This window comes from Streptomyces sp. NPDC001070 (assembly GCF_053598835.1).
In genome coordinates, this window is sequence record NZ_JBSFLB010000037.1 from 33,785 (window position 1) to 46,500 (window position 12,716).

General features: G+C 72.6%; 10 protein-coding genes and 1 pseudogene. 2 read left to right on the forward strand and 9 right to left on the reverse strand.

What is annotated here, in order from left to right:
* Positions 1–85: 85 nt before the first annotated feature.
* Positions 86–1,084 (forward strand): annotated as a pseudogene (locus ACWDAS_RS34395) (glycoside hydrolase family 26 protein); the annotation flags it as partial.
* Between the two features lie 41 nt (positions 1,085–1,125).
* Here the strand turns inward: ACWDAS_RS34395 and ACWDAS_RS34400 are convergent.
* The 8 genes from ACWDAS_RS34400 to ACWDAS_RS34435 all read right to left on the reverse strand — a co-directional run bounded on the left by ACWDAS_RS34400 (position 1,126) and on the right by ACWDAS_RS34435 (position 9,622).
* Positions 1,126–1,827 (reverse strand): lipopolysaccharide biosynthesis protein, encoded by a 702-nt coding sequence (locus ACWDAS_RS34400; protein WP_450398712.1) that lies wholly within the window; start codon positions 1,825–1,827, stop codon positions 1,126–1,128.
* Entirely contained in the window at positions 1,824–2,996 is a 1,173-nt protein-coding gene (locus ACWDAS_RS34405) for a glycosyltransferase (protein ID WP_450398713.1), read from the reverse strand. Before ACWDAS_RS34405 ends, ACWDAS_RS34400 begins: the two co-directional genes overlap by 4 nt.
* On the reverse strand, positions 2,993–3,757 hold the full coding sequence (locus ACWDAS_RS34410; protein ID WP_450398715.1) for a polysaccharide deacetylase family protein: 765 nt from the start codon (positions 3,755–3,757) through the stop codon (positions 2,993–2,995). The genes ACWDAS_RS34405 and ACWDAS_RS34410 overlap by 4 nt, the downstream gene beginning before the upstream one ends.
* Positions 3,747–5,414: a murein biosynthesis integral membrane protein MurJ gene (gene murJ / locus ACWDAS_RS34415; RefSeq protein ID WP_450398716.1), complete on the reverse strand. Its 1,668-nt coding sequence runs from the start codon at positions 5,412–5,414 to the stop codon at positions 3,747–3,749. Before murJ ends, ACWDAS_RS34410 begins: the two co-directional genes overlap by 11 nt.
* Positions 5,411–6,754 carry an O-antigen ligase family protein gene (locus tag ACWDAS_RS34420; protein WP_450398717.1) on the reverse strand — a complete coding sequence of 448 codons (1,344 nt, stop codon included), beginning with the start codon at positions 6,752–6,754 and terminating at the stop codon, positions 5,411–5,413. The genes murJ and ACWDAS_RS34420 overlap by 4 nt, the downstream gene beginning before the upstream one ends.
* Before the next feature lie 68 nt (positions 6,755–6,822).
* Positions 6,823–8,256 carry a sugar transferase gene (locus tag ACWDAS_RS34425; RefSeq protein ID WP_450398718.1) on the reverse strand — a complete coding sequence of 478 codons (1,434 nt, stop codon included), beginning with the start codon at positions 8,254–8,256 and terminating at the stop codon, positions 6,823–6,825.
* Positions 8,253–9,449: a glycosyltransferase gene (locus ACWDAS_RS34430; RefSeq protein WP_450398719.1), complete on the reverse strand. Its 1,197-nt coding sequence runs from the start codon at positions 9,447–9,449 to the stop codon at positions 8,253–8,255. The genes ACWDAS_RS34425 and ACWDAS_RS34430 overlap by 4 nt, the downstream gene beginning before the upstream one ends.
* The gene (locus ACWDAS_RS34435) at positions 9,440–9,622 is read right to left on the reverse strand and encodes a hypothetical protein (RefSeq protein WP_450398721.1); all 183 of its coding nucleotides are present in this window, start codon (positions 9,620–9,622) and stop codon (positions 9,440–9,442) included. The genes ACWDAS_RS34430 and ACWDAS_RS34435 overlap by 10 nt, the downstream gene beginning before the upstream one ends.
* 758 nt (positions 9,623–10,380) lie before the next feature.
* Here ACWDAS_RS34435 and ACWDAS_RS34440 point away from each other — a divergent pair.
* Positions 10,381–11,370, forward strand: coding sequence for a class I SAM-dependent methyltransferase (locus ACWDAS_RS34440; RefSeq protein ID WP_450398723.1), 990 nt, complete (start codon positions 10,381–10,383; stop codon positions 11,368–11,370).
* A 111-nt stretch (positions 11,371–11,481) separates the two neighbouring features.
* Here ACWDAS_RS34440 and ACWDAS_RS34445 read toward each other — a convergent pair whose 3' ends face one another.
* Positions 11,482–12,696: an FAD-dependent oxidoreductase gene (locus ACWDAS_RS34445; protein ID WP_450398725.1), complete on the reverse strand. Its 1,215-nt coding sequence runs from the start codon at positions 12,694–12,696 to the stop codon at positions 11,482–11,484.
* Positions 12,697–12,716: the final 20 nt, after the last annotated feature.

A 12,716-nucleotide genomic window follows, 5' to 3' on the forward strand; every position in this document is an offset into this window, starting at 1 on the left:
GAATTCCGATCGGCTGGGCAGAGGTATTTTGACGTGCCGCAGCATCAGCTGGCTGCCTCGCATCCACGTCGGCTAAGGAGTCCACATGTCCCGTCCGTCCCGACGACTGGCCGTGGGCGGTATCGGAGTGGTCGCCGCCTGTTTCTTCGCTTCCGGGGCGACATTGCTCGAGCCATCCTCCGACGCTCCCGGGCCGCATCCCGCGATGGGCGCCTATCTGAACTACGGATCCGACGGAGTACGTCGCATGTCCGAATTCCAGAAGTGGCTGGGCGGCGCGGAGGTGAAGGTCGGTCACACCTATCTGCCCGGCGACCGCTGGTCGAACATCGAGGGCAGGCCGTCCTTCCTGGAGTCCTGGGCGCAGTGGCGCCGGGAGCGCTCCGACCGGCTGTTCGTCCTGAACGTGCCGATGATGGAGCGGAACGAGGCCCACCTCTCGGACCAGGAGGTGCGCGGGCTGCTGGCCCAGGGCGCGAAGGGCGCGTTCGACCGGCACTTCCGCGCGCTGGCCGAGCGGCTGGTGAAGCTCGGCGTCCCGGACACCGTGATCGTGCTGGGCTGGGAGATGAACGGCTCGACGTACACGCACCGCTGCGGTCCGGACCCCGAGGCATGGAAAACGTACTGGCGACGCATCGTGGACGGCATGCGCGACGTGCCGGGGCAGAGGTTCCGCTTCGATTTCGCGCCGAACCGGGGAACGGACGCGGTGCCATGGGTGAAGTGCTACCCGGGAGACGACGCGGTCGACATCATCGGAATGGACACATACGACCAGCCTCCCGGGAACACGTTTGACGAGCAGGTCGAAGCGCCGTACGGGCTGCGCTACCACGTCGAATTCGCCGAGACTCACGGGAAGCCCATCTCGTACCCGGAATGGGGGCTTTTCCGCAACGGTGACAACCCCGAATACATGCGCCGGATGCTGGCCTGGATCGACGAGCACCATCCGGTGTACAACACGATCACCGACTATTGTCCCCACGGCGTGTGGCAGTGCGGACAGAACCCGAAGTCGTCCAAGGTGTACCGGTCCATGCTGTCCGGCGCGAATGACCCGAGCACACCGGGCGACCCCGTCGACTAGACCCGGTCCGCGCCCCTGCTTCCCGCGCGACGTCATCCGGCCACCCAGGAAGGCTGCCCGCTCCGGGCCGCGGCCGGCGACGGCACGGCCGCACGGGCATTGTGCGGGACGGCGCCACGGGGCCCGCGCTGCGGCCCTACCAGCAAGGCGAGCCCACCGAGCAGACCGCCCGCGCTGCCACCGACGAGGGTGGCCAGGCCCGGCGATGCCGACACAGGCGACGTGGGCGGTACGGCCTCGACGAACTGCCTGACGTCGACGCCGGTACCGCTCGCCTTCCGGTGCCCGCTCGCGACCAGCGCACGCGCGACCGCGTTGGCGAGGTCCGCGGCGCCACGGGGCCCGGTGGCGGTCCCGGTCACGGCGATCATCGGGGCGTCGGGGGACGTGGCGGCCTGCACGGCGCCGCGCAGCACGTCCGCCGGCACCCCGGCGCGGGCCTGCGCGCCCTCGAGCACGGCGGTCTGGACGGCGACCCGCCCGTAGGCCTGGGCGTAGCCGAGCGCGGTGGCCGGATCCGACTTCTTCGTGGGCACCACGACGACATAGCTCGTGGCCGCGTACCGGGGGGTGTGCAGCAGGCCGTAGGCGGCGCCGGCGACCGCGCCGAGGACCACGCCGCAGGGCAGCAGCCACCAAAACCCGAAGCGGGCGGCGCCGGACTTCCGCCGACGGCCGTCGGCACGGGCACCGACGTTCCCCTTGGGTTGCTGCTCGGTCTCAAGAGCGGTCATGCGGAGCTCACTTCTCGCGTACGTCGGATCGGGCGAGCGGCGACGTGTTCGTAGACCGCGGTGAGCCGCTCTGCACTGCGGGCGATGTCGTAGTGGTGCACGGCGGGCGGCACGGTCAGCCGCCGCGGTCCCTCGGCATGCAGCCGCCGCAGCGCGCCGGCGATGTGGTCGGCCCCGCCGGGGATCCGCCGCGCGCCCGGAGCCGCGTCCGCGAACAGGTCGTCGACGGCGGGACAGGCCACATGCAGCACGGGGAGCCCGGCCGCCAGGCCTTCGATGACGGCGAGGCCGAACGTCTCCTCCGGGCAGGGCGAGACGAGTACGTCCATGGCGGACAGCAGAGCGGGCAGGTCGGGGCGGCGGCCGTGGTCGTCGCCACTGGGCGGGGTCACCTCGTGAGCGCGCTCCCCGAGCAGCAGCACCCGGTCCCGCACCCCTGAGCGGGCGGCCAGCGCCTCCAGCGCGGCGCGCTCCGGACCACCACCCACCAGCAGCAACCGCGCCTCGGGCAGCTGCGCGACGGCCCGCACCAACTCGTCGAACCGCTTGCCGCCGACGAGTCGGCCGACGCCCCCGACGGTGAACGCGCCCTCGGGCAGCCCGAGTCGTGCCCGCACCACGTGCCGCGTCTCGGGCGAGTAGCGGAAGGCCGCGGCGTCGATGCCGTTGGGTACGACTTCCACGCGGGGCGACGGCACACCCCAGCGCCGGAGACGGTCGGCGACCGTCGGTGACACGGCGACGGTGGTCGCGCCGAGTCGTTCGGTGCCCAGGTACAGGGCGCGGGCCCCGAGGGTCAGGCGACGCCCCTCGATGTGCGTGTCGCCCAGGGAGTGCTCGGTGGCCACGACGGCCCGCACACCGGCAAGCCGGGCCGCGATCCGCCCGTACACACATGCGCGGTACAAGTGAGTGTGCACCACGTCGTACCGCTCGCGCCGGATCAGCGCGACGAGCTTCGGCAGCGCCCCGAGGTCCCGGTTCCCGTTCATGCCCAGGCACGTCACCCGGGTGCCGTCGTCCCGGATCCCGTCCGCGACGGGCCCGGGATTGGTCAGCGCGATCACCTCCGAGCCCACGCCGTGAACCGCCAGGTGGCGCAGCAGCAAGCGCAGTTGCTGCTCGGCGCCGCCGACGCCGAGGCCGGTGATGATGTGCAGCACTTTCATCGGGCGGCCGTCCTGACGGTCCGCCACAGCTGGCGGACGAGTTTGGCGCGCAGGCGGGGCCCGGTGTCCTGCTCGCCGATGTAGGTGCGCGGCAGGGCGTGCGGCCCGGCGAGACGCCCGGGAGCGATGGCGCAGGCATAGCGGTATCCGGCGGCCCGCACCGCCTGGACCGCACGGGCGTCGGCATGGCCGTACGGGTAGCAGAAGCCGTCGGGAGCCGCCCCTGTGACGGCCTCGATGACCTTGCGGCTGTCGGCGGTCTCGCGGCGCAGTTCCTCGTCGTCGGCCACGGCGAGGCTGGTGTGCAGCAGTCCGTGTGAGCCGATCTCCATGCCCGCCCCGGCGGCCGCGCGGAGGCCGTCCGGCGTCAGCAGCGGCTTGCGCGGGCCCAGCGGGTCCCAGTCGTTCTGGCCGCCGAGTCTGCCGGGCAGGACGAATACCGTGGCTGTGAACGCGTACCGGCGCAGCAGCGGCACGGCGGCGTCGAGGAAGTCGGCGTAGCCGTCGTCGAAGGTCAGACCGACCAGCCCCGCGGCCCGTCCCTCGCGCCGGGCGGCGAGCAGCCGCGCCACGCTCACCCCGGTCAGCCCGCGCGCGCGGAGCCAGGCGAGCTGCCGGCCGAGCCGGTCCGGCGAGACGGTGATGCGGTACGGGTCGTCGGTGCAGTCGCCGACGGAGTGGTACATGAGCACCCAGGGTGCGGGTGCTTCGGTGGTGCGGGCGGTGCGGTGGGGCGGAGCGGACAGCACATCAGAGTTCATGGCGGAGCCTTCGTTCGGCGAGCTGGAGCAGACGCGGCACTTCCGGTGCGCGCACGGTGACGGCCGCGGCGGGGAAGACGAGGGTGACGGCGAGGCAGCCGGCCAGGGTGGTCACAACGGCCCCGCCCGGGACTATGACGGTCACTGCCCATCCGGCTGCGGTCGCGGTCGCGGCGGCCCCGACGAGTCTGGCCAGTCCTCCGGCGACGCGACGCACCCCGATGGGCATGGGCTGCCCGGCTCGCGCGGCGGCGTGACGGCCGCGTCGCGGGACACCGTGACGGCCGCGGCGCTGCTGCGCGCGCAGCCCGCACAGCAGCACCACGGCCGTCACGGTGATCCCGGCGGCGTCGGCGGCGGCGATGCCGCGGACGCCGCAGAAGGGCACCGTGAGCGCGCTGCCGGCACCGGTGACGACGAGCCCGAGGCACATGGCGCCGGCCGGGTACCAGGTGGGCCGGGCCGCACAGAAGAAGGCCCGGCCGAGCGCGCTGACGAGGGTGTGCCCGAGCAGCCCGAGCGCGTACACCCGCATCACGGAGGCTGTCGCCGCCGTGTCCCCGGCGCCGAAGGCACCCCGCTGGAACAGGATCTCGACGATCCCCGGCGCGCAGGCGACGACGGCGCAGGTCCCGACCAGCACGATCGCGGTGGCGAGCGTGAGGTCGCGTTCGACGCGGTGCCGTGCCTGCTCGTGGTCGCCGCCGGCAAGCGCCCGCGCGACCACCGGGAAGGTGACGGTGCAGACCATCAGCGACAGCACCATCGGCATCTGCGCGACCTTCTGCGCGTAGGTGAGGTGGGAGATCGCGCCCGACGGCAGTCCGGACCCGAAGAAGCGCTCGACCAGGATCTGCGACTGGCGTGCCAGGGTGAAGAACACGACGGGCGCGAGCAGTCCGGCGTTCGGCACCACGGCGGCGGACCGCACGGGCCCGCCCGCCCGTCCCCGCCGGAACGCCTCGCGGACCGGCAGGTGCCTCACGAACGAGGGCAACTGGACGAGAACCATGGCGAGCCCGCCGAACGCGACCCCGGCCGCGGCGGCCCGTACGCCCCACCGGACGTGCAGGAGCATCATCGTGCCGATGATCCCGGCGTTGTACGCCACGTAGATCGCGGCGGGCGGCCAGAACCGGTGGTGGGCGCGCAGCGCGGCGCTGAAGTAGCCGACGATCCCGAAGGTGAACACGGTGGTCGCCATCAACCGGGTGCAGTCCACGGCGAGGCCCTGCTCGGCGAGCCCCGGCGCGAGCGTGCGGACCAGCAGCGGCGCTCCGAGGAGCAGCAGCCCGCCCACGGCGGCGAGCCCCGCGGCCAGCCGGGGCAGGGTCGCCCCGAGCAAGTCCCTCACGGCATCGCCGGGTTGGCATGCCCGGCGCGCGAGAGCGTGACTGAACGCGGGCACGAGGACGAGAGCCATGGCGTCCTCGACGAGCAGCGTCGCCGCGAACTCGGGCACCGTCCACGCGACGAGGAACGCGTCGGTCACCGCGTCGGCCCCGTACAGGTGCGCGATGGTCTGGTCCCGGACCAGTCCCAGCAGAGCCCCCGCCACGGTGAGCAACGCGGTCACCGCGGCGGCTCTGGCCAGGAACCCGCCGCCCGCCGCGGTCCGCACCGTGACGCGCAGGCGCAACGTGTCGGCAGTGGTCATCGCCCTGCCACCCCGCTCTCGCACGCATACGCCGGAGCGGGCGGATCGGCTGCGCGGAGCCCGGCGAACCTCCGCGGGGCACCGTTCACCGCGCCGGGGGCGGTTCGTGTGTCCGCCAGAGCCCACCAGGCGGCCAGGCCCAGCGTGATCGCCGTCATCACCGTCGACGGGCCGCCGATGTCGGCGTAGCAGAAGTCGACGGCCTGCCAGACCAGGAGCCCTACGGCGGCCGGCCCGCAGCCCGCGTCGAGGCCGCGTCGTCGTGCGGACACCAGCCTCCGTACGGCCAGCGCGAGCACCGCGGCCCAGCTTCCGGCGAGCGCGACCAGACCGGTCAGGCCCTGCTCGCTGAGGACCAGCAGGTACATGTTGTGCGGGGAGAGCAGTTCCTGGCGCCGGAAGCCCATGCCGGCGCCCGCGGTGTCGCTGGCGGAGGAGAGGGCGAGCGAGGCGTGGCTGTCACGGTGGGCGGGGAAGCCCTTCAACCCGACGCCGGTGACGGGGCGTTCCCGCCAGATGCCGAGGGCAGCGTCCCACAGCGTGTACCGGTCGGTGACCGAACGGTCGGGCTCGGCGGCAAGCCGGCCGATGCTGCCGACGCGTTCCGCCACGACCTGCGAGCCGACACCGAAGCCGCCGATCAGCACCACCGCGGCGGCGGCGAGCGCGGTCAGCACCGCGACGCCCCGCCGCATCCCGGCGAGCAGCAGCACCACCGCGCAGGCCAGCGCCGAGGCGATCCATGCGCCGCGGCTGAAGGAGACCACCAGAGGCGGCACCAGCGCGGCGGCGGCGGCGAGCGCGGCGCACCGCTGCCGGCGTGAGGCGCGCGGGGCCAGGGCGAGAGCGACGGCGACGACGAGCCCGTTCGAGACGAGGTTCGCCATTCCCATGACGTCCTGAGGTCCGAAGGTGCCGACGGCCCGGATGTCCTGCCCGACATAGGAGGCGCCGGTGCCGGTCTGGTACTGCCTCACACCGATCGCGCCCTGCGCCACGGCCAGCGACACCACCGCCCAGGCGACCACCCGGAAGTCCCGCCCGTCGCGCAGCAGGAGCACCAACGCGGCCGGGACCAGCACGAAGACCTCCAGATAACGGCCGAAGCCGACCAGCCCCGCTCCCGCGTCGAGCGAGGTGACCGCCGCGACGGACAGTCCGGCCACCGGCGCGCCGAGGACGAGCGCGGCGCGGGCGGTCAGCGGCCGCTCGCGTTCCCGCAGCAGTCGCGTGGCGCACCACACGACCAGCGCCGCCGACGCCACGTCGGCCAGGCTCGCATAACCCGGGCCGAGGGGCGGCGCCGACAGCAGCGCGAGGACGGCCAGGACGGGTGCCATGGGCAGCGTCCTGCGTGCCAGCTCCCGGAGGGGCTCGGACCGCGGGGCCGGGAGGACGGCGGCCAACGTCAACTCCCCCCGAGGCGGAAGAGCGAGCACGCGGTGCGCAGCATGATGCACAGGTCCTGCCACAGCGACCACGTGTCGATGTAGTGGTTGTCGAAGCGGGCCCGGTCCTCGATGGAGGTGTCCCCGCGCAACCCGTGGACCTGCGCGAATCCGGTGATCCCGACAGGCATGCGGTGCCGGGCGGCGTACCCCGGATCGTGCGCGCTGAACCGGGCGACGAAGTAGGGCCGTTCGGGCCGCGGTCCGACCAGGCTCATGTCGCCGCGGAGCACGTTCCACAACTGCGGCAGTTCGTCCAGCGAGGTACGCCGGAGGAACCGTCCGACACAGCTCATGAGCTCGTCGCCGGCGCAGCTCCACCGGGTGGCGGACTCGACGGCGTCGGCGGGCCGCAGCGAGCGGAACTTCAGCAGGGTGAAGGGGCGTCCGCCACACCCGAGGCGTTCCTGGTGGAAGAGGACGCCGGGACCGTCGCAGATCCGCACGGCGGCGGCGCACAGCAGCAGTACGGGGCTGACGGCGAGCAGCGCGAACGCGGAGAGGAGTACGTCCACACCCCGCTTCGCGACCCGGTTCACGAGCCGCCTGGGTGCGGGGTCGATGCGCCTGCAGGCGTAACCCCACAGATGGTCGTCCATGCCCGTCCCCGGCTGAGGGTCCAGCGCCCACACCGCGCACCCGTACTCACCGAAGAGCCGCACCTGCGACGGATCCGGCGGCTCGGTGAAGACGACGGCTCGAACGGCGTTCTGAATGACGGCCCGGTGGACGTCCTCCGGGGTGCCGAGCACCGGCAGCGGGCACTCGTCCGCCGCGTCCTCGCGCCGCCCCCGCACCAGCCCAACGGGGCGCATCCCGTACTCGCCCCGCGCACCCAGCACCGCGGCGACCCGCTCCGCGAGCTGCCCGGTACCGACGATCAGCGTGGACCGCGGATGTCTGATCGCCATCCTGGCCCGTACACCGTGCACGGCGGCCCGCCCCGTACAGGCCAGCACGGTGTGGCAGGCGACGGCCACGAGCAGCGCCGCCCAGCCCAGGGCGTGCGCGGGCAGTACGGCGGCGAGGACGGCGGCGGCCGCGCACCAGGCGAGGGCGGCGCGACCGCACAGCGCGGGCAGTTCGCCCAGGGCACGCGGCCGCAGGCCCGGACGGTACAAGCCGGCCTGGTAGTTGAGCAACGCCGCGCAGCCCACCAGGGGGACGAGGGCGAACGCCGGCAGATCGACGGGGACGGTGGCGGTGACCGCGGCTGCGGCGAACTCCACCGCCACCAAAGGTGCCGAGACCCGGCCGCGCGAGGGCGCGGCCTTGCTGCGGCCGGGCCGTGCGGCGCTGGCGCCGTGGACACCGCCGCGCGGCGGGGGCAGGAGGGGCGCGGACTGCCGGACAGGATCGACGGTCCGGGTCGGGTCGCTGGGGTGCGCGGTCATCGGCCGGTGCGCTCCCCGTACTCGGTTTGCGGCAGGCCGAGCAGTTCGCGGTACACCTGCGTCACGGCCTCGGCTGTACGCCGCACGTCGTAGGTCGCGCGAGCGTGCTCCTGAGCCTGTCGGCCCAAGGTCTCGCGCAACTGCTCTCCCCGGAGCAGCCGGACGAGCGCCCCGGTCAGCGCTTCAGGGTCCTCCTTCGGGACCAGGCAGTAGACGTCGTGTCCCGGCGGCAGGCTCTCGCGGGCCCCGTCGGTGTCGGTGACGACGACCGGCCGTCCGCAGGCCATGGCCTCCAGGGGAGCCAGTGCCATGCCCTCCCAGCGTGAGGGCAGCACGACGAGGTCGGCTGCGCGGTACCAGGGAGCGGTGTCCGTCGCGTGCCCGGCGAAGATCACGGAGGGTCCGGCTGCGGCCCGCAGCCCGGAGTGGTCGGGGCCGTCGCCGACGAGCACGAGCCGGGCGTCGGAGAATCGCGCGGCGACAGTGGACCAGGCGCGCAGCAGCACGTCCTGGCCCTTCTGCCGGCACAACCGTCCGGCGCACACAACCAGGAGGATGCCGGCCGGCAGTTCCCGTACGACGGGTAGTGCCGCCCGCGCCTCCTCGGCCGGCCCGGGCCGGTAGTGGGTGAGGTCGACCCCGTTGCGCACGACGGTCCAGCGGGCCGCGATCCCGGCCCTCTCGCCCCTGCGGCGCTCCGCGTCGCTCACACACACCACCCGGTCCGACCAGCGTGCGGCGTGCCGCTCCCAGTACCTGGCCAGGGCGCCGACGGGTCCCTCCACCGCCTCGAAGGACCACGCGTGCGGCTGGAAGACGGTGGGGATCCGGCCGCGCACGGCAAGCCGTCCGGCGAGGCCCGCCTTGGCGCTGTGGGCATGCACGAGGTCCGGCCCGACCCGCCCCACCACGTCCCGGACCTGTGCGGTCTCCCTGACCAGCAGCGGCCAGGGGCTGCGAACCGCGTGCCAGGGGTGGACGCCGGCCCCGTGCCGGGCCGCCGCCGGAGCGAGCGGCCCGTCGGGCGGGCAGGCCACCGCGACCCGCAGGCCGGCCCGGAGCTGGGCGCACACCAACTGCTCGACGACCCGGCCGACCCCGCCGTCGGCCGGCTGGGTCAGGTGCAGAACCGTCGGGCCGCCGGTGCCGGGCCGCCGACGCATGTGGTCCACCGCGGTCGCGCTCAACGCCATGCCCCGGTCCGGGTGAAGAGCGTGCCGGAGAGGTGCGGCAGGTGCGTGCGCCGCTCGTGGCGGACCGTCCGGTCGCTGAGCACCGGATCGACGGCGACCGCCTTCATGTGCTCGCCCGCTGCCCGCGGACCGAGCGATGCACGGTGCCGCCTGGGCGGATATGGCCTGGACATTTCCATCCTTCCGAAAGGCCAATGTGCGGTCTCCGAGCCCGGAGATCCGACTGGGGAGGGGTGGCGCGGTGACGGGCGCCCGGGCCCTGGGGCCGTGGGCCGGGTCGGCCGGCACGCCGCCGCATGGTCCCGGTGGGCCGGCATCCGCCCAGCGGGTCCTCGCCTCGCCGCCCGGGGGGGCACGGGGGCATGGCTGATGATCGGTTCGTTTCTCCTCGACTCACAGAAGTCGGCGCGCAGAAAACCGCGACGACTCGCGCGCTGCTTGAATCCCGGACATCGTCCATCGACGCTGGACGATCCGTCTGACAGCGTTGGACGGTAGGGTGTGCGTTCAATCCCCCGCAAGGCGACTCGCCCACGCCGCTCACGACCGACACGAGAACGAGTTCCGCGAAACGGCAGATGGGACGCGCACGACCGGAATTTCGGCCCACGCCCGGCCGCAGCGGGATTCGCTCGAACGGCCCGAGCCGGCCCTCTCCGCGCCTGCGGGCGGAACCCGTCGCGGCGGGCCTTCACCGCAGGAAAACTCCGCCCGCCCGCCCGAACCGGCGGCCGGAACAGTGGCGGCCCCGGAGATTCGGCTTGTGCGACATCCGGCAATAACGGCAACGGACTGCCCGGAACAGGCGACCGCGTCGGATACATTCAAAGGCGGCCGAAGTCATGAGCGGCAATGCCCGGCGCGCACGACATGATGCAAATCCAACTAATAGGCGGCGAGAGCACTTCTGGCCACCGGAAGGACGGCAGGAATGAGCGCCACCTCGGCAGAGTCCACCGAGAACGAGGCTGTTGAAAGCCTGACCGCCGAAATGCCGGACACGCATTGCCCCGCCTGCCTGGGGAACGGCCGCCCCCTGCACTTGGTCGTGGACGCCCGCTACCGCCTCATTCGCTGTGTGCGCTGCCGCACGGAGTACTTCCGCCCGGACCCCCGGCTGAGTTGCGGCACCGGCACAACCGCGGTCAGCGAATACTGGGAGGCCTACAAGTTCGACATGTACGCGGACGACGCGGTCCGCCAGGGGTACCAGCAGCGCTACGCCGCCACTCTCGACCACGCCGCGAAGCTGGACCGCATTGACTCCGTACTGGACATCGGCTGCGGCATCGGGAACTTCGTCTCCTACGCGGAGGAACTCGGCCTGTCCGCCTACGGGGTGGACGTGGACCGTGACGCGGTCGCCGCGGCCCGGTCACGCGGACTGAATGTCTGCCACAGTGACGACCTTCTCGAATTGGTTCCGGACGACTCCATTGACGCGGTGACTCTTTGGGATGTCATCGAGCACCTATATGACCCTCTGCCGGTCGTTGCGCAGGCGCTGACGAAGTTGCGGCCGGGCGGGCTCCTGCTGATGGAAACCCCGGATGCAGCCTTCCCCGTTCGTCCGTTGCTGCTGGGACTGGAAGCGATCACCGGCGGGCGGGTGGATCTCACGGGGCACATGTACTACTGGGAACACAAGATTTACTTCACCGAGGCCGGGATGCGCGAGATCCTCGGCCGCGCCGGCTGCGAGATGATCTCGCTGCGCCGCGACACGTCTCCGCGGGCCAAGATGCAGAGAATCTTCAGCGAGTACTCCAAGACGTCCGTGCAGAGCAGGGTCCTGGCTCACGTCTGGCCCGTACTCGAGGGAATGTCGCGACGAATCGGCCGCGGCAACAAGCTGATGGTGATCGCACGGCTCAAGGACGGAACGCATTCGGTACCCGCCGAGCGGTCAACGCTCCGATAGCGCGGCCGAGTCCGACCGCACAGCAGTTCCGCGCCGCCGGCCCCCGCGCGCGATGTGGCGGCCCAGTCGAGGACGCGCGGTCCACGGGCGGCGTCGCCGCGCGGGCAGCCCTCACGCCACGGGGGAGTCGAAGTCGATCGGGTACTGGAACTGCCAGGCGTTCTTCTCGGGCTTCATGAGCTTGAACATCGTCGGCAGCAGCGCGTCGCGGATCACCCGTGCGACCGGGCCCGCGGCCTTGCGGGCGTTGGTACGGGCGGTCTCCTTGATGATCCGCTCCACCCGGGGCCGGCGCAGTTCCTCGTAGCGGGCGAGCGCCTGAGGCAGGGGCAGGTCGCGCAGGCACCGGGCGAGCTCGACGGAGCTCTCCGCGGCGAGCGAGGCGCCCTGGCCGGAGCTGGAGGAGGGCGCATGGGCCGCGTCCCCGGTGAGGACCATCCGGCCGCGGCTCCAGCGCACCGACCGCGGCATGTTCTCGGTGCTGCCGGCGAAGAGCATCGTCTTCGGGTCGGTGGCCGCCAGCATCGGCTCGGCCGGGGTGGCGTCGCCCTCGCAGACCTTCGCCAGGTGTTCCAGCCAGTAGGCGCCGCCGCGCTCGCGCTGCTCGTTGACCGAGAGCGGCTGCCCCACCGGCAGGTTGATGAACCACATGCCCGTGCCGTCGGCGAAAACCTGCCAGGCAAAGAAGCACCGCTTGCCGAAGGCCATGTGCATCATGCCGTCGGTGGGCGCGACGCCGGCGTCGGCGACCATCGCGCCGAACCCCGCCGTACCCGCGAACCGAGGCGCGGAAGCGGTCGGGTCGATCAGGCGGCGTACCGTGGAGCGCAGCCCGTCCGCGCCGATCAGCACGTCCGCGGTCGCAGCGCTGCCGTTCTCGAAGCGCGCGGTGACACCGCCGGCGTCCTCGTGCGCGTCGACGATGCGCTTGCCGTAGAGCGTGGTCACGCCCCGCTCCTCGGCCGCCTGGCGCAAGGTGCGAAACAGCTCCGCGCGGATCACGAAACGCATCGGGTCGAGACCGGGCAGCGTGCCGAACTCGGCCAGCTTCTTGCCGTTCCAGCTCCGCAGCACGATGCCGTTCATCGCGGTGCTGACCCCGCGGATCGCATCGCCCACGCCGATCGCGTCGAACGCCTGGAATCCGTTCGGCGCCAGGCCCATGCCGCCGCCGACCTCGTCGGCCGGGCCGTCGTACGCCTCGAAGACCGTCGCCTCGATGCCCGCCTGCTGCAGCGCCATCGCGGTGACGGGACCGGCGATACCGCCGCCGATGACCAGTGCGGAGCGAACCTTGCCGTTCGTCGTGCCAGTCGAGTTCGTCATGGCGAAATAGTTGCACTGTT